This is a genomic window from Agrobacterium sp. DSM 25558, assembly GCF_900100825.1.
GTDB lineage: Bacteria > Pseudomonadota > Alphaproteobacteria > Rhizobiales > Rhizobiaceae > Agrobacterium.
The window spans coordinates 15,548-32,208 of the sequence record NZ_FMUD01000051.1; the positions used below are offsets into that span (position 1 = coordinate 15,548).

The following is a 16,661-nucleotide window of genomic DNA, read 5'->3' on the forward strand; positions in this document are numbered from 1 at the left end:
GGCCTTGCGGCCGTACATGCGCGTACCATCCCCGTCACGAACCCGGTCGGGGTTCGCAGTCTGTCATTGCCGGCAGCGGCCGGAGTCTACCGGCCGCGAATGCTCATGGGCGATTACTCGGCGGCGACAGCCGTTTCGCCTTCGGCCACCTCCAACTCCCGGATCAGTGGGATGACGTGCTTGCCGAAATATTCCACCTCTTCCTGGAAGTGCAGGAAGCCGAGCAGGATGAGATCGGCGCCAGCGCGCTTCAGGTCGACAACGCGCTCGGCCACCTGAAGCGGCGTGCCGATCAGATTGGAACGGAAGCCATCATTGTACTGGACCAGATCCTCGAAGGAGGACTTTGCCCAGTTCCCCTCGCCTTCCGGCGATGATTTTCCGGCGTTTTTCACTTCATGGCCAAAGGCGTTGACCGCTTCCGGATTGGCCTTTTCGATGATCTCGGCCAGAACGGCACGGGCCTCTTCCTCGGTCTCGCGCACGATCGCGAAGGCATTGACGCCGACCTTGACGGAATGGCCGTTGGCCTTTGCCTTTCCTTGGATATCGTCCACCTGCTTACGGATTTCTTCCGGCGTGTTACCGTTGGTGAAGTACCAGTCAGAGACCCTCGAAGCCATGTCTCGGGCCGCGCGCGATGAACCGCCCTGGAAGATTTCCGGCTGCGGATCGATCGGCTTCGGCTTCAGCGAATAGTTGTTGAAGCGATAGAAATCGCCGTGGAAGGTGAAGTTGTCTTCCGTCCAGATGCCCCGCAAAGCGCGGATAAACTCTTCCGAGCGACGATAGCGCTCGTCGTGATCCAGCCAGTGCTCGCCGATAGCATGGAACTCGCCGCGGAACCAGCCGCTGACGACATTGACGGAAACACGGCCATTGGTCAGGTGATTGATCGTGGCGATCTGCTTGGCGGCCAGAGTCGGATTCCACGGGCCAGGCAGAATGGCGGCGATGACCTTGAGCGTCGTCGTCGATTCCAGCAACGCATGGCTGAAGGAAACGGATTCATGCTGGAACTCTGCGCCATAGCCTGCCGTGAAGCGAATCTGGCTCAGGGCATAGTCAAAGCCGCTGGCTTCGGCGATCTGCGCCAGCTTCCTGTTGTACTCGATCGTCCAGCTTGTTCGCTGCTCAATGTCCGAAATGACCAGCCCACCCGAGACATTGGGAACCCAATAGGCAAATTTGACCGACTCTCTGCTTGCATAAGACATGATATTCTCCCTCTTGGAAATTGTCAGGCCGACGCCAAGACGAGCGGCGGGCGACGGCCTGCGGAAGCAGCCTGATGGGCGGCGGGCAGAACCTGCGCCAGCTCAGATACGGCGCGCTCGATGCGCCCGTGCACTGCAGAGTTGCTGATGTCGTAGTCGGTAAAGTCGGCTTCCGTGGCGTATATCGCGGTCGGTAGGGTAAGAGCGTTGAAAAAGCCGAACAGCGGACGAAGTTGATGCTCGGTCATCAAACCGTGCAGCGGGGTTCCGCCTGTTGCAACGAGGATGACGCGCTTCCCGGTCAGCGCTCGGTAATCGACGAGGTCGAAGAGGTGCTTCAGCGCGCCGGTGTAAGACGCGCGGTAAACGGGCGAGCCGACAACAAGGACGTCGGCCGCCTCGACAGCCTCAATGATCGCCCGGCCCTCGGCATCGAGCTGGTCGGCGCGCAACGCTTTGAAAAGAATAGGAGCAGCGTCGACCAACTCGATCAGCCGACCGTTCCCGCCCAAACGCTCCGCAGCCAAAGAGACGACAGCATCAACAAGCGAGGCGGTACGTGAAGGGCGTTTGACGTTTCCCGATAGACCAAGGATGGTTTGACTAGTCATCTTAAGTTCCTTTTCCACATAATTTATAGATTATATATAATCCAAATATTGAACAGGAATGGATTTTCAAATGATGTGGAAGGTTTGGAAAAGGACGCTTTCTTTGTACCGGATGGTGAAAGAGGAAGTCGGTCTAGGCCGTCCTGCCTCGGCAAGGCTGGCAGGTCACTCCTGTCCGGTTTGTTACCATTTATGACATAGAAGAGGGACGAGACTGCCTGACACTCGATCTCCGGCTGCATTTATTACATGCGTGGAGAATTTGCAGTGCAACCATCCCTAAATTGCGATCCGGGATAGACGAGGCCCATTTACCGACGTGATTAGTGTTGTTGAAAACCTAGCGCGCAAAGGCATCGCCAAATGTTTTCAACAAACAGAACCTAGCCATAACCGCCATGCGATGCCAGATGCCGGTTACGACCATTGTCGTTGTCATGAGCCTGAAGCAACCTTGACGTTGCCACCGTGGCCGCCGCCGCCGAAGACTTGGGCTTTGCCGAAGGACGAGCGGATTTGGCCGCGCGGGCCTTCGATGCCGATTTCCGGGAACAGCAGTTCGGAGACGCGGTAAGCTTCTTCCAAATGCGGATAGCCTGACGCAATAACGGTATCGATACCGATCTCCTGATATTCGCGTAAGCGGGCGGATATGGTCTTGGGCGAGCCCACCAAGGCCGTTCCCGCACCGGAGCGTACGAGGCCGATACCGGCCCACAGGTTTGGCGAGACTTCCAGCTTGTCGCGTCGCCCGCCATGAAGGGCGACCATGCGGGCCTGTCCGACGGAATCGGAATTCTTCAGGAAGACCTGCTGTGCGGCAGCAATCGTTTCATCGGAGAGTTTGGAGATCAGGCGATCTGCTGCCTCCCAGGCTTCCTCATCCGTCTCGCGCACGATGAAATGCAGGCGAATGCCGAAAGTGACGACACGACCGACGGCAGCAGATGCCTTGCGGACCTTCGCGATCTTTTCGGCTACTTGCGCTGGCGGCTCTCCCCAGGTGAGATATTTGTCGATGATGCCAGCCGAGAAATCGATGGCCGCATCGGATGAGCCGCCGAAATAGATTGGTGGGCGTGGTTCCTGCACAGGTGGCAGGCCGAGCTCGGCATGGTGGGCCTGAATATATTTGCCATCCAGATGCGCACTTCCGGTTTCGATCAGCCTGTTGAACACCTGGAAGAATTCGTCCGCATGGTCGTATCGCTCGTCATGCGGCAGGAAAATGCCGTCACCCGCCAGTTCCTGCGCGCTGCCGCCAACGACGATGTTGAGAAGCAGCCGACCGTTGGAAACGCGGTCCAGCGTTGCGGCAAGACGCGCATAATAGGCGGGGGAGGCCACACCGGGGCGGATGGCAACGAGGAATTTGAGGTTTTCGGTATAGGCGGCCAGATTGGCGGCCAGTATAAAGGATTCCTCGCACGCCACGCCGGTTGGGATCAGCACTCCGGAATAGCCGAGACGATCCACCGCCTGCGCGATCTCGCGGAAGTAAGCGGGGTCCGAGGGGCGGGCGAGATCGTCCGATCCGAGGTAGGAACCGTCGCCGGACGACGGGATGAACCAGAGAAAATCGAGAGGTTGTTGGGTCTTGGCCATAGTGGGCATCCTTATTGTCAGTCAAACCGTCAGACGGCGGGAATGTGGAGTTGAATCCTGGTGAAGTGCCGTATCCGGCAGCCGTGGGTGGGCAGCTGCTATCGCCTTCGAGACCTGGCTGGCCACGAATACCGCGTGTTCTGTCACTTGCGGCAATCCCATCAATTCTCCGAACGTGCCGCGGGCGAGCGGACCTGCGATGAACAGGTTTTCGACCGGTGCACCACTTGCACCAAGCGCGCGGGCATCGAGATCACAAGCAATCCCAAGACCGGTTTCGCAAGCACTGATATGGCCGTCTTCAGCAAGCCTTGTCAGAAAAGGTTGCGATTGGAGTATACGGTTATGGGCAGGGCCAGTGGTCACGACGATGGCATCGAAATCCTGCGGTTCAATGTCCGCCCCACTCTGCGACGCCAGCATCACGCGAAAACCATCCCCCTCCTGCACCACCTGTTTGAGGCTCGCAGCGCGAAGGGTCAAACGTCCGGCGGCAATGGCGCGGTCGAGTGCATCCTCTACTTGCGGTGCGATACGAAAACGGTGTGCGTCCCAGAATGGGCGGGCCAGCCGGACGATGCGACGGCGCTCAACGACAGGCAAGGCTCACCAGATTGCGAAGGCCTGCCCACGCACCGCATCAAGAACCGCATGCCAGGTCAGTCCCTGAGCCTTTGCGCCCTCGATGGACTGACGAATACTGCGGAGTAAAGTAGAGGCGGTCGTTGCAGGCTGCGACGAAAAATCACCGAACGGCTCCTGCACAACGGGTGCGTGACCCCGTGACCGAAGGCCGCGCCGGGAGACCGATTGAATATCGCCCTGATGTCCGCGCTTTTCCAACGATGCCACTACATCTGCGGCGGTGAGCCCGTTTCCAAGGATCAACACGCGGTCATCCGGTGCGATCGTGTCCAACGCCAACGGCTTCGTAACGTCAGAAACCAGTTTCGGATGATTTCTGAACGGCATAAATGGGCGAAGCAGCGCGGGTGACGGATGGCTGGCTGCCAGCACCACGAACTGAGCCCGCAACTGCCTGCCCGTGCTGTCTGTCACAAACCAATCCTGCGCCGAAGATATGACGGAAGTGACCTCTGCCTGTCGATGTTCGACGGTACCGGATGACAGCAACGGCGCAATTTCTGTCGCAACATAATCCCCGAAAACCAGACGGCGCGGATAGGGTTGGTCGTCGCGGCCGATAAGTTCAGCGTCCGTGACATGCTCGTCAGTCGTGGTAAGATAGCGCAGAAAGTCTTCAGGATCGTCCGGGTAAACCGACATCCGCCCAGCCGGCACGTTGATACGGTGCGCGCTGTCTGTGGTGCTGTAAGCGAGACCTGCCCCCAGACGACCGCGGGGCTCAAACACCATGATGCGGGCCTTGCCTGCGCTGAAGGCCTTCAAATGCAGAGCAAGGGCCGTGCCACTGAAGCCACCGCCGACAACAGCAACCACTGGCAGATCGGGTGCTGAAGACATTTCAGACTCCAGAACGAAGTGCGTGAAACAAAGGTGGCATCGATAGTGTCCTTGATCTGGAAAATTAACTCCAATTGTTGCGCCAAAGCATTTTATCGTCAATAAATTCAACAAGATAACCATTCCATTTATCGGCAAAACCGTGAAAGCTTTAACTCCCAATCGGGCCTGCGATAGCAAACCCGACCAATTGCAGTTTTGTGGAAGGCGTACACCTTCACGCCGTAAAGCTATGTTTGGGATCGACAAGCGAAACCGCCAGAAGCTCCGAGAGGTGTTTGCGCAAAGCGGCGAAGGCTGGAGATGTGCGGTCACGTTTGCGCGGCAGATCAACCGCCACTTCCTGAAGGACACGTCCCGGAAACGGCCGCATGACGACGATACGATCGGCCATGATGATCGCTTCCTCGATATCATGCGTCACAAGCAGCATGGTGGAGCCGGATTCGCTCCACAGGTCTACCAAATGGTCTTGCAGATCAGCGCGCGTCATCGCGTCCAATGCGGAAGATGGCTCATCAAGCAGAAGCACTGCCGCTTTCGTCACTAGCGCCCGCGCGAGCGCAACACGCTGCGCCTGTCCTCCCGAAAGCTCCTTGATCCCGCGCGTCTCGTATCCGGAAAGGCCGATTTTTTGTAATACCTGCTGAATACGCTCGCGGCGTGGATCACCATCGAGAGACCTCAAACCGAAGCCTATATTGTCGGCAACCGTTAGCAGGGAAACAGTCGAGGCTCCTGAAAAACAATGTTCACCAACGGGTCAGGCTCTTCCAGTCGCTTGTCGTTGAGGCGTATTTCACCCTGACTTGGGCTTTCCAGACCCGATAGTAAGCGCAGAAGAGTGCTTTTGCCACAGCCGGAGCCACCGATGACGGCCATCACCTCTCCTTCACTCACGCTCAGGGAAAACTTTTCCAGAGCTTGGGTTCCGTTGGGATAGACCTTTGAAAGACTGCGAATATCCAGCATCAACGCAGCCCTCCATGTGTATCCTGCCAACGCAAAAAGGAGCCGTCACCAGGATGAGTAGACTGTCAGTCGCTTTGCCGACGATCGCGAAAATCAGGATCGCGGCGAGTATCTGGTCAGGTTTACCCAGCTGCTGGCCATCCACGAGAAGATAGCCAAGCCCCTCGGATGCGCCCATGAATTCGGCGGCAACAACGAACATCCAGCCGAGGCCAAGCCCTGCCGTCAACGCCAGTACGTAACCCGGCAGTATAGATGGCAGCAGAATACGCCAAACGAGTTCGAAGCCGGACAGACGGTCGACACGGCCGACTTCCACGATACGCCGGTCGACACCGACAACCGCGCCGTAGACCCCAAGATAAACCGGAAAGAACACTCCGACACCGATCAAGGCAATCTTTCTGGCCGTGCGACGTTGGCGGTGACGTTGGCTTGTGTCAGAAGAAGCACATCGCCTCTGGGATAAATAAGGATGTAGCGCACAGATGATTGGGCTGGCCAATGCCGAACTCATAGCCGTATTGACCGCCGTCACGGGGAACGAGCCGAAGGTCATGACGATCCGCTCCGGAGAAGCCCTGCCATCTGGTCCGCTCGAACTCGAGCATCGAAGCCTGCAGGCTGGACTGAGAGAATGGGTGGGAGACCAGACCGGCCATCCGCTCGGTTATCTGGAGCAACTCTATACCTTTGCCGACCGCGACCGAACTAACGACAATACAGGCCAACGGACCATCTCGATCAGCTACCTCGGTCTGGTTCGCGAGCAGGCCGCACCCGGCGCCGGCAAACCGGGCTGGCACAGTTGGTACGAATATTTCCCATGGGAAGACTGCCGCAATAAAGCTCCGGATATTCTCGGTGACATAATCCAACGACTGCAAAGTTGGGCAGCGGCCGAACCGGCGCGTCGCGACCATCGCCAACGACTTGTGACATTCGCTTTCGGGCTGAATGGCGCCGCCTGGAATGAAGACCTCACTCTGCAACGGTACGAACTCATATACGAGGCTGGTCTTGTCACCGAAGCCGGGTGTCAATCTGAGCACGGCGTCGGGCGCGCGATGTTCGCCGATCACCGCCGTATCCTGGCGACCGGCATTGCGCGTCTGCGCGCCAAGATCAAGTATCGGCCGGTTGTCTTCGAGCTGATGCCGGAGAATTTCACGCTTCTTCAATTGCAGCACACCGTCGAGGCGCTGGCCGGGCTGACCCTGCACAAGCCGAATTTCCGCCGGTTGATCGATCAACAGGAGCTGATCGAGGAAACTGGCCAGATGACCAGCGAGACTGGTGGCCGTCCGGCCAAGCTTTTCCGCTATCGCCACGCGGTCCTCGAGGAACGCGCGCTCTCCGGTTCAAAACTTCCGCTTTCACGCAATTGACATAAACTCGAATCGAGAATATCTCTCCATCTCGGATATACTCACATGGAGTATAAAAGGAGTTGAGCATGAATTCCCTGGCATCCGTATCCTCGCTTTACGATCGCGTCAGCCACGTCATCCCCAAGGCAGAGTGGATGTCATATGAAGACGACATCGCAGCAATCCTCGACTTGAAGCGTCGCCGCAACGCCGTCATTCTCGCCCATAATTACCAGACGCCGGAAATCTTCCATGGCGTCGCCGATATTGTCGGAGACAGTCTGGCGCTCGCCCGCAAAGCGATCGATGTGGATGCGGACGTCATCGTTCTGGCCGGCGTGCATTTTATGGCAGAGACCGCCAAACTGCTCAATCCGACAAAGTCGGTGCTGATCCCAGATATGGCGGCAGGCTGTTCGCTTGCCGATTCCATCACACCGCAGGACATTGCGCTCTTACGGCTGGCGCATCCGGGCGTGCCGATCATCACCTATGTTAACACGTCGGCCGCGGTGAAGGCCGCGTCGGATATCTGCTGCACTTCAGGGAACGCCAAGCAAGTGGTCGAGTCGCTCGGCGTGCCGAAAGTGCTGATGATCCCGGACGAATATCTGGCGCAGAATGTCGCGCGGGAAACCAACGTCGAGATCATCGCCTGGCGCGGCCATTGCGAAGTGCATGAGTTGTTCAACGCCCAGGATGTACGCGATCTGCGCGAAGTGTATCCGGGCATTATCGTGCTCGCGCATCCGGAATGCCCGCCAGAGGTCGTCGCCGAAGCCGATTTCGCCGGTTCGACGGCGGTGATGTCCAATTATGTCGACCAGAAAAAGCCAACCCGCGTCGTTTTGCTGACGGAATGTTCGATGAGCGACAATATCGCCGTGCATCATCCGGACGTGGAGTTCGTGCGGCCCTGCAATCTCTGCCCGCATATGAAGCGCATCACACTTGGCAACATCCGTCAGGCACTGGAGGAAAATCGCTACGAAGTGACTGTCGATCCGTCGATCGCGGTTGCCGCGCGGCGCGCCGTGGAAAGGATGCTGGCGATATGACCGAGGTCCTCGGCCATCTTACCGGCCGCATGCGATCGTCGGCAGCGGGTTGGCGGGGTTGGTGACGGCGCTGACACTGGTACCGCAGCCCGTCGTCATCGTAACCCGCGCCGGGCTCGGTGCCGAAACCTCCAGCGCCTGGGCGCAGGGCGGCATTGCCGCGAGTGTTGGCGCGGACGACAGCGCGGACCTGCATTTCGCCGATACACTCGCCGCTGGTGACGGGCTCTGTGATCCGGCTGTTTCCGCTTCGATCCTCAGCGAAGCACCGCATGCCATCGCCATGCTGGAAAAGTTCGGCGTCCGTTTTGATAGAGCGGCGGATGGGGTATTGGCGCTCGGGTTGGAAGCCGCCCATTCCCGCCGTCGCATCGTGCATGTGGAAGGTGATGGTTCTGGCGCGGCCATCGTTCGCGCGTTGTCAGAAGCCGTCTTGAAAACGCCGTCGATCACGGTGCTCTCTGGGGTCGAAGTCCGCCGGATCATAATGGACGGTGGCGCGGTGTCCGGCCTGCTTTGCGCAACGGCCACCGGCGCGGCGATCCTGCCGACGTCACGGGTCGCACTGGCGACAGGTGGCCTCGGCGGGCTTTATCACGCCACCACCAACCCAACCGGAAACTACGGCCAAGGCATCATGCTCGCGGCCCGTGCCGGAGCTGAACTCACGGACATGGAATTCGTGCAATTCCACCCGACCGCCCTCGACTCCAAACGCAGGCCGATGGCCTTGATCAGCGAAGCGGTGCGCGGCGAGGGTGCGATCCTGGTCAACGAAAAGGGCGACCGTTTTCTTGCCCGCGAGCCTGGGGCGGAACTTGCTGCACGAGATGTTGTGGCGAGGGCCATCAGCGCCGAGATCGCTCGTGGTGGCAGCGTTTTCCTCGACGCGAGCAAAGCTCTCGGCAATCGGTTCGCCAGCCGCTTTCCGATGATCGATGCGCTCTGTCGCGAAGCCGGCATCGATGCATCCAAGGATCTTATTCCCGTGCGGCCAGCCGTCCATTATCACATGGGCGGCGTAGCAACGGATGTGAGAGGCCGCACTTCGCTCAACGGGCTTTGGGTGGTCGGCGAAGCGGCGTCGACCGGCCTGCACGGCGCCAACCGGCTTGCCAGCAATTCGCTGCTGGAAGCGGTCGTAGTGGGTATGAGGACGGCACAGAATATTGCCGGCGCCTCGGCCGGCCCTTGCACGAAGAGATCGGATGCAACGCTTCCGCCAGATGCCGATATATCCGCCGTCCGGCCAATTGTATCCTGCCATCTCGGCGTGCTGCGCAATGCCGGCGCGGTCCAAAGCGCGATTGCCGGCCTGCTGCCCCTGGTCGAAGGCAAGGGGCCGTCCTCCGATCCTGCCATTGTCGCCTTGCTGATCGCCGTCTTCACGTCGCTGCGTAAGGAATCGCGCGGTGCCCTTGCCCGCACGGACTTCCCAAGCAAACTAGCCAATGCTGAGCGGCGGACCATGCGGCTTGCCGAAGCACTTGAGATTGCCCGATCTACCGCCTTCCATCCTCTTGCCTGGAGCGCCTGACATGGCCGTTTTTTCTTTACCTCGTCTGATGATTGAACCGGCCGTGCGCGCCGCACTTCTCGAAGATTTAGGCCTTGCCGGAGACGTCACCTCGACTGCGATCATTCCCGCCAGCCACCGCTCCACCGTGATCATGGCGGCCCGCAAGCAGGGCGTCGTGGCTGGCCTCGACGCAGCGCAACTCGCATTCGAACTGATCGATCCCAAGATCGTCATGACCCGGCATCTGGAAGACGGCGCCGCGGTGAACCCCGGAGACACGATTGCTACGATCGAAGGCTCTTCGCGCGGGCTCCTAACCGCCGAGCGTACCGCGCTCAATTTCCTCGGCCATCTGTCCGGCATCGCCAGCGTCACGGCGGGTATCGTCGCTGCGGTCCAGGGGACCAGCGCCTCTGTCGTCTGTACCCGTAAAACCACGCCAGGCCTGAGGACATTGGAAAAATACGCCGTGCGCGCCGGTGGCGGCATGAACCACCGCTTCGCGCTCTATGATGCGGTGCTGATTAAGGATAATCACGTCGCCATCGCCGGCGGCGTAGCGGAGGCCATCAGGCGCGCGAAGGCCGGCGTCGGTCATATGGTGAAGATCGAGGTGGAGGTGGATACGCTCGAGCAGCTCCGCGAGGCAATGGACGTCGGCGTCGATGCTGTCCTGCTCGACAATATGACACCGGACCAACTGCGCAAAGCCGTGAGCATCGTTGCCGGTCGGGCAATTACCGAGGCTTCGGGAGGTATCACGCCAACGACAGTAGCGGCAGTTGCGGCGTCCGGGGTCGATCTCCTCTCGATCGGCTGGATCACCCACAGCGCACCAACGCTCGATATCGGGCTAGATTTCGTGCGTGTCAATGTGGGGATCTCGCTTTGCAGTCAGTAGAAAATCGACCGGACTGCCGCGCTTGTCGAAGGATCGGGACAGATATCCATTTGTCGCGGATCTTGGCGGAGGCCTCATCTATCCGGACTTTGCCAATGGGGTCGGCGGAGCGGCCCGGCGGTTGCTCAGTCATCGGCGCATAGGCCAAGACCCAGCGGTTGACAGTACGATGATCGACCTCGAAACCTCGCGCTGGAAACATCTCTTCAAAGTCCCGATAATTCAGCGAGTATCGTAAGTGCCAGGCAACCGCCTGTTGGCAGTTCTGTTATTACTCGTGGTTTGCGCCGGTGCCTTTTCGGACGTCAGCATGTCTGTTAGGAAGGCAAAATGAACTCTCCAGAACCTATTCACCCTACATTGAACGACCTCAAGTTCGAGATCGGACAAGTCTTGGTTTACTGGTCTTTCCTCGAAAATGCGATGAGAGAGTTCCTGAAGCGAGCTGGACTTCAACAGCAGATTATGAAGGGCCCCGCGATTACTCACTGGCGGACATATATAAAGACTACCTATCCAGACCGAGCTCATGAGCTTCTCGACCCGGTTGAGAAAGTCGCACGCGTCCGAAACTTTCTTGCGCACTCCATCTATTCGTTGCATGCAGATCCATGGACCGAGGGCAGCGCGGTGATCGCGTGCGCAGCACCTGACGGTACAGTTCATTCTTTCACCATCGACGATCTTCGTGCCACGTGCACAGAGCTTTCGAAGCTAATGGTAACGCCAATTCGCTTGGAACCGCTGACAACAAGCTCCTCGTGACGGCTGTTAGCCGATTTCGTTAAAAACCCGCTGGACTGACTGCTCATCCGCTCGTTTGTTTCGGGCAGATTATTGATGCATTTCTCGTCTGCGCCTCAGCGCAGGATCACCAGATGATTCCGGTTTGTGCGGCATTCACGAGTTTGCTAACCTCCGAAGGTCTGAGCTGAGACTGCAAGGAGGAATTGTCTCGTGCACCGCACGGACCTCGAAGCGCAAGCCATCCGCAGAACCGCTTGAAACGAACGAACAGCTTCTCGACTTCCTTTCGGCGAGGCCGGGTGGCTTTCTATTCTGGTGTGGTGGCAATCGCTCTTTCGAGATTGCGAGCATCCTCGTTGAGATCGCGGGCGCGGGAACCGCAAAACACCGATGGCTGTGAAACACAGCTACACCAAGCGCTGGAACAGGATAGCCACAGCACATCATGTGCTTACCTTGCTCGCCAGGAGACTTTTGAGACGATCTGCGGGATTTTTGCGACACTCAGTTTCGACGAATATTGGTCATTGCCCTTCGAAAGGCCGCAAGGGTTTCGGCGCTGACGTGATGTTCTAAACCTTCGGCATCCATCCTGGCGGTTTCCACACTCACGCCAAGTGAAATCAGGAACGCCTCGACGACCTGATGGCGCTCCCTGGTTTCATGCGCGACCTTCTGACCGGCATCTGTGAGGAAAACTCCCCGATAGGGTTTTCTGGTGACGAGCCCCTCGGTCACAAGGCGTGCCAGCATTTTGGCAACTGTGGGCTGCGCGACCCCGAGCCTGGCTGCGATATCGACTTGACGGGCTTCGTGACCGTCTTCGATCAAGTCCGCGATAAGTTCGATGTAGTCCTCGACTAGAGCGCCACGACGAGCCTCGCGTGCCTGCTTGAACCCCTCAGAATGAACGTCAGCATCCAAAAGTGAATTTTCGCGTGGCGTGATGCGGCGTAGGCGTGGCAATGCTTTAACTCCTGTGGGAAATGCAGTTGGATACAATCAGTGCGCGACATCATAGCATAGGCTCTGATTTTTTCCCCTCCGCATTTAATCTGCCTCCCCAACCAAAATACCAAAAAGCCAATCGCCTTCATTGGGCCAAAAAAGCAAGGGCAATGTGATATAGCAACTTGTATAATGTTTAGCACAGGCGCAGACTGGTCACAATAAAGTCCACAAGTCAGGATTCCCCGATGTCAGATGCAAAGGGTACCGCCGTATCGCGGTCTGCATGGAAATTTTCACGTCCCGAGGACGACGCTCAGCCAAGCCTTCCAGAAGTTCATGCCTCTATTCAGGTGCCGAGTGGCGGAGCGTGGATAAGGCGACTTCTCGCCTTTATGGGCCCTGGCTACATGGTCTCCGTAGGGTATATGGACCCGGGGAACTGGGCGACCGATCTGGCTGGTGGGGCGCAGTTTGGATACACCCTGTTATCCGTCATTATGATCTCAAATCTGATGGCAATCCTGCTGCAAGCGCTCTCCGCGCGTCTGGGTATCGCCACCGGACGCGATCTGGCCCAAGCCTGCCGCGCCCACTATTCCCGTCCCGTTAACGTCGCCCTTTGGATCGCCTGTGAACTCGCCATTATCGCCTGTGACCTGGCGGAAGTTATTGGCACTGCGATCGCCCTTCAACTGCTATTTGGCATCCCGTTGATCGGTGGGGCTCTGCTCACAGCGTTGGATGCATTCCTGCTGCTGCTGCTTATGAACAAAGGCTTTCGGTTCCTCGAAGCCTTCGTGGTCGCGCTTCTCGTCGTCATCGCTGTTTGCTTCGGCATACAAATTGCCGCAGCGGCACCGCCGGTCGCAGCGATACTCAAAGGGTTCATCCCGTCGCCAACAATTGTCACAAACCACGAGATGCTCTACGTCGCCATAGGCATCATCGGTGCGACGGTCATGCCTCACAACCTGTATCTGCATTCCTCCATCGTACAAACCCGCGCATATAAACGAACCGACGAGGGCCGTCGCGATGCCATTAGGTGGGCAACGATGGACAGCACCATTGCCCTCATGTTGGCCCTGTTTGTCAACGCGGCAATCCTGATCGTGGCAGCCGTTGCCTTCCACGAGAGCGGCCATGCAGACGTTGCGGAGATTGGTCAGGCCTACCAGCTTTTTTCGCCTCTTCTCGGGCTTGGTATCGCCTCGACGCTCTTCGCTGTCGCACTCCTTGCTTCGGGAATGAACTCTACCGTCACGGCAACACTTGCCGGGCAGATTATCATGGAGGGCTTTCTTCGACTGCGTATCCCGAATTGGGCCCGTCGGCTGCTCACACGGAGCCTAGCTATCATCCCCGTTGTCGTGGTCACCGCCCTTTACGGCGAGAGGGGAACAGCCCAGCTCCTCGTGTTCAGCCAGGTTATCCTGTCGATGCAGCTTCCCTTCGCCGTTATCCCGTTGGTCCGGTTCGTATCCGACAGGAAAAAGATGGGCACCTTCGTTATCCCCCAATGGGTCGCGATATTGTCTTGGTCCGTCGCTGGGGCGATCCTCATTCTCAACTTCAAACTTCTTTACGATACGATCTTCGGCTAAATATGTTGATCCTAGCTAAGTCCACTATGGCTAAGTGTTGGTTAAATCGGAGGTCTCTCTGCTTCGCGGCTGCTGGTTATGACCCGGATTAAAACGGACGCGCGCTAATGGCCACGGTTATGCGTGCCATCTGATGTTGAAGGTATTCGAGGAGCTGTGGCGCAGGGTGATCGTCTGCGCAACAAGGCTGCCGATCGTTTCCGGGGCAGTGTCAGCACAACAAGGGCGTTAGAACTCTTCCCACTGCTGTTGCTTCGTTGCCGTAGAGCCGCGAATGCTGCTTGCCCCACGGGCCACCAGCCGACGAGCGGGCGAGGGGGCCGACGCGGATGAGGTCTCATAAATCCTGCGCGGACCCATGCCCGAGGCCGCCTGGCCGAGTTCAAAGCGAGCGATCAACTGGAACAGCGCTTCGGCCTCCTGGGCCAGCGAACGACTGGCGGCGGTCGACTGTTCGACCATGGCCGCATTCTGCTGCGTGCCCTGATCCATGGCGTTAACGGCGTGGTTGATTTCCTTCAACCCCGTCGCCTGTTCCTTGGCACCCTCAGCGATGGCGGTGACATTGGTTGTGACCGCCTGGACCTGCGACACGATCTCTTCGAGCGCCTTGCCTGTCTCCATCACAAGGCCGACACCATTCTTCACCTGGGTGCCGGATTTGCTGATCAGCCCCTTGATCTCCTTGGCAGCGCCGGCAGACCTTTGCGCCAGTTCGCGCACTTCCTGGGCAACGACTGCAAAGCCCTTGCCGGCTTCGCCGGCGCGTGCTGCCTCGACACCGGCATTGAGCGCCAGGAGGTTCGTCTGAAAGGCGATCTCATCGATGACGCCGATAATGTTCGAGATCTCGTTGGATGACGTCTCTATCTCATGCATGGCGTGAACGGCCCGGCTGACGATCTCGCCCGACCGTTCGGCAGACTGGCGCGTCTGGATGACGAGCTTGCCGGCTTCTTCGGCGCGCCAGCTGGAATCGGTCACCGTGGTGGTGATCTGTTCCAAGGCCGCAGCCGTCTCCTCGACCGAAGCCGCCTGCTGTTCGGTGCGCTTGGACAAGTCATCGGCGGCTGCGCGGATTTGGTTGGATCCGGCATTGATCGCCTGGGCATTCTGGCCGACGCGCCGCAGGGCATCCTCGAGCTTGGTCACGGCTTCGTTGAAATCGGCCCGGACCGGATCAAGTCTTTCGGCAAAGCGCTGGGTGATGCGAAAATTCAGCTTACCATCGGCGAGCTGGCCCAGTGCATGGCCGATGCTGTCGACGGCGAACTGCACTTCGGTGGCCTCCTGCGCCTGACGCTGTTCACGTTCCTTGCGTTCCTTCTCCGAACGCGACAGATTGGCGGTGACTTCTTCTTCGAGCCGCACCCGCTCGCGCGCGTTGTCCCGGAAGATCGCAACGTTGGATGCCATAGCGCCAACTTCATCCTGACGTCCCTCGCCATAGATGGTGACGTCGAGATTGCCATGGGAAAGGGATCCCATTGCGGCGGCCAGGGCACTTAGAGGGCGGGTGACACTGGTGATGACGAACCAGATGGAGATTCCGGCAAGCAAAAGGGCGAACGCCAGACCGGTTGCTTGCAGGAAGGTGAAGCTCTCTGCGATATCGGTGACATCAGCCCCGACGGCCTTGTTCTTATCTTCCTGATAATCGATGAACCGATTGATGGCAGCAAGCCATTCCACGAAATACGGTCGGGCCTTTTCCATCAGAAGAATTTCGGCCTCGGTCGTGTTACCATTTTGCGTTAGCGCAATGATCTCGGCTACAAGCGGATTGGTCTTCGTTTGAATCGCGGCGATCTCGGATGCAATCGCGCGCTCATCTGCCGCTGTATCGCTGCGCCCGCCGAGCATCGTGGTGAGTTGCACTTCGTTGTCCGCATAGGCTTTGGCGAGCTTATCGATGAGTGCAACTTCCGCTTGCAATTCACCCGGCGTGGTGACGAGCACCACGTCACGAACAGCGATTGCGCGATCATGCACGCTGCCACGGAAATTGATCGCATGGCGCTGCTTGACGCTGTTGACTTCATTGATCGTCTGGAGATTGCGGCTAATTCCGTCCACCTGGCTGACAGAAAAAACCGTCAGACCCAGCATAAGCAAGAGAACAAAACCGAAGGCCGCAGACAGCCGGCCTAGTATACCCATTCGAAGTATAAAGCCCATCTCGATAGACCCCGTTCCATAATGTCAATATTTGCAGGCGACGATGAAGCACATCACAGTGACCAACGACAAAGACCGCGAGACCGTTTCACGTGCCGCTGTTTGCGGGCACACAACTTAAATCCTCGGTTCGTTGCTGTTCACCCGTTTGGTTACTAACTGGATCATCAAGGACTGGTTGGGAAAATTTGAGAAATACGATGTTGCTCATAACGCTGACCTCTGGTGCAATCGCTGTCATTAAAAGGGTTTGGAATGTAGAGCTCGAAGCCACATCCTATTCGTCGCAATTAGGGTCTCAGTATTCGATATATTCATTTTATTTTGGATAATCATTCATTTCAGGAGTAGGCTAACACTATTATTTAAACGCGTAAAAACGGTCATTTAGGGAGTCGAACTGCGGGGCTTTGGCAACAATTGACCTAAAATCGTTCAAACGT

12 protein-coding genes and 4 pseudogenes are annotated in these 16,661 nt (G+C 57.9%); 6 read left to right on the forward strand and 10 right to left on the reverse strand.

Translation table 11 applies throughout. The features are described 5' to 3' along the window. Positions 1-113: 113 nt before the first annotated feature. The 7 genes and pseudogenes from sfnG to DSM25558_RS26000 all read right to left on the reverse strand — a co-directional run. Complete coding sequence (gene sfnG / locus DSM25558_RS25975; RefSeq protein WP_077107526.1) at positions 114-1,217, reverse strand: dimethylsulfone monooxygenase SfnG; 1,104 nt, start codon at positions 1,215-1,217, stop codon at positions 114-116. Positions 1,218-1,240: 23 nt separating this feature from the next. Further along, on the reverse strand, positions 1,241-1,828 hold the full coding sequence (msuE, locus tag DSM25558_RS25980) for an FMN reductase (RefSeq protein ID WP_077107527.1): 588 nt from the start codon (positions 1,826-1,828) through the stop codon (positions 1,241-1,243). Positions 1,829-2,263: 435 nt separating this feature from the next. Then, on the reverse strand, positions 2,264-3,433 hold the full coding sequence (ssuD, locus tag DSM25558_RS25985) for an FMNH2-dependent alkanesulfonate monooxygenase (protein ID WP_077107528.1): 1,170 nt from the start codon (positions 3,431-3,433) through the stop codon (positions 2,264-2,266). 21 nt (positions 3,434-3,454) lie between these two features. Continuing rightward, on the reverse strand, positions 3,455-4,036 hold the full coding sequence (locus DSM25558_RS29870; RefSeq protein ID WP_342068265.1) for an FAD/NAD(P)-binding protein: 582 nt from the start codon (positions 4,034-4,036) through the stop codon (positions 3,455-3,457). A gap of 3 nt (positions 4,037-4,039) precedes the next feature. Continuing rightward, on the reverse strand, positions 4,040-4,918 hold the full coding sequence (locus tag DSM25558_RS29875; protein ID WP_371480598.1) for an FAD/NAD(P)-binding protein: 879 nt from the start codon (positions 4,916-4,918) through the stop codon (positions 4,040-4,042). A gap of 217 nt (positions 4,919-5,135) precedes the next feature. Beyond that, positions 5,136-5,890 (reverse strand): annotated as a pseudogene (locus DSM25558_RS29880) (ABC transporter ATP-binding protein). After that, a pseudogene (locus DSM25558_RS26000) lies at positions 5,890-6,293 on the reverse strand (ABC transporter permease); the annotation flags it as partial. The pseudogenes DSM25558_RS29880 and DSM25558_RS26000, both read right to left, overlap by 1 nt. 85 nt (positions 6,294-6,378) lie before the next feature. Between DSM25558_RS26000 and DSM25558_RS26005 the strand changes: the two are divergent. From DSM25558_RS26005 to nadC, 4 genes and pseudogenes are all read left to right on the forward strand, one after another. Further along, on the forward strand, positions 6,379-7,278 hold the full coding sequence (locus DSM25558_RS26005) for an NUDIX hydrolase (RefSeq protein ID WP_077107529.1): 900 nt from the start codon (positions 6,379-6,381) through the stop codon (positions 7,276-7,278). A 68-nt stretch (positions 7,279-7,346) separates the two neighbouring features. Beyond that, positions 7,347-8,318, forward strand: coding sequence for a quinolinate synthase NadA (gene nadA / locus DSM25558_RS26010; RefSeq protein WP_077107530.1), 972 nt, complete (start codon positions 7,347-7,349; stop codon positions 8,316-8,318). Next, positions 8,315-9,855: pseudogene (locus DSM25558_RS26015) on the forward strand (L-aspartate oxidase). The gene nadA and the pseudogene DSM25558_RS26015 overlap by 4 nt, the downstream one beginning before the upstream one ends. A gap of 1 nt (position 9,856) precedes the next feature. Continuing rightward, positions 9,857-10,738, forward strand: a complete 882-nt coding sequence (gene nadC, locus DSM25558_RS26020; protein ID WP_077107532.1) for a carboxylating nicotinate-nucleotide diphosphorylase — start codon at positions 9,857-9,859, stop codon at positions 10,736-10,738. Here nadC and DSM25558_RS29540 read toward each other — a convergent pair. Further along, a pseudogene (locus tag DSM25558_RS29540) lies at positions 10,718-10,994 on the reverse strand (DDE-type integrase/transposase/recombinase); the annotation flags it as partial. The gene nadC and the pseudogene DSM25558_RS29540 sit on opposite strands and share 21 nt — an antisense overlap. A gap of 74 nt (positions 10,995-11,068) precedes the next feature. On the opposite strand from DSM25558_RS29540, the gene DSM25558_RS26025 reads away from it, so the two are divergent. Then, positions 11,069-11,503, forward strand: a complete 435-nt coding sequence (locus DSM25558_RS26025) for a hypothetical protein (protein WP_077107533.1) — start codon at positions 11,069-11,071, stop codon at positions 11,501-11,503. Positions 11,504-11,989: 486 nt separating this feature from the next. Here DSM25558_RS26025 and mntR read toward each other — a convergent pair whose 3' ends face one another. Beyond that, positions 11,990-12,451 carry a manganese-binding transcriptional regulator MntR gene (gene mntR, locus DSM25558_RS26030; protein ID WP_200800803.1) on the reverse strand — a complete coding sequence of 154 codons (462 nt, stop codon included), beginning with the start codon at positions 12,449-12,451 and terminating at the stop codon, positions 11,990-11,992. 230 nt (positions 12,452-12,681) lie between these two features. Here mntR and DSM25558_RS26035 point away from each other — a divergent pair, with 230 nt between their 5' ends. Then, on the forward strand, positions 12,682-14,040 hold the full coding sequence (locus DSM25558_RS26035; RefSeq protein ID WP_077107535.1) for an Nramp family divalent metal transporter: 1,359 nt from the start codon (positions 12,682-12,684) through the stop codon (positions 14,038-14,040). Positions 14,041-14,268: 228 nt separating this feature from the next. On the opposite strand, the gene DSM25558_RS26040 is transcribed toward DSM25558_RS26035, so the two are convergent. Beyond that, on the reverse strand, positions 14,269-16,200 hold the full coding sequence (locus DSM25558_RS26040; protein WP_244554320.1) for a HAMP domain-containing methyl-accepting chemotaxis protein: 1,932 nt from the start codon (positions 16,198-16,200) through the stop codon (positions 14,269-14,271). Between the last annotated feature and the right edge of the window lie 461 nt (positions 16,201-16,661).

Excerpts from the sequence above, each read along its gene's own strand:
- sfnG (WP_077107526.1), bottom strand. The coding sequence starts at position 1,217 with ATGTCTTATGCAAGCAGAGAGTCGGTCAAATTTGCCTATTGGGTTCCC.
- msuE (WP_077107527.1), bottom strand. The coding sequence starts at position 1,828 with ATGACTAGTCAAACCATCCTTGGTCTATCGGGAAACGTCAAACGCCCT.
- ssuD (WP_077107528.1), bottom strand. The coding sequence starts at position 3,433 with ATGGCCAAGACCCAACAACCTCTCGATTTTCTCTGGTTCATCCCGTCG.
- DSM25558_RS29875 (WP_371480598.1), bottom strand. The coding sequence starts at position 4,918 with ATGTCTTCAGCACCCGATCTGCCAGTGGTTGCTGTTGTCGGCGGTGGC.
- DSM25558_RS26005 (WP_077107529.1), top strand. The coding sequence starts at position 6,379 with ATGATTGGGCTGGCCAATGCCGAACTCATAGCCGTATTGACCGCCGTC.
- nadA (WP_077107530.1), top strand. The coding sequence starts at position 7,347 with ATGAATTCCCTGGCATCCGTATCCTCGCTTTACGATCGCGTCAGCCAC.
- nadC (WP_077107532.1), top strand. The coding sequence starts at position 9,857 with ATGGCCGTTTTTTCTTTACCTCGTCTGATGATTGAACCGGCCGTGCGC.
- DSM25558_RS26025 (WP_077107533.1), top strand. The coding sequence starts at position 11,069 with ATGAACTCTCCAGAACCTATTCACCCTACATTGAACGACCTCAAGTTC.
- DSM25558_RS26035 (WP_077107535.1), top strand. The coding sequence starts at position 12,682 with ATGTCAGATGCAAAGGGTACCGCCGTATCGCGGTCTGCATGGAAATTT.
- DSM25558_RS26040 (WP_244554320.1), bottom strand. The coding sequence starts at position 16,200 with ATGGGTATACTAGGCCGGCTGTCTGCGGCCTTCGGTTTTGTTCTCTTG.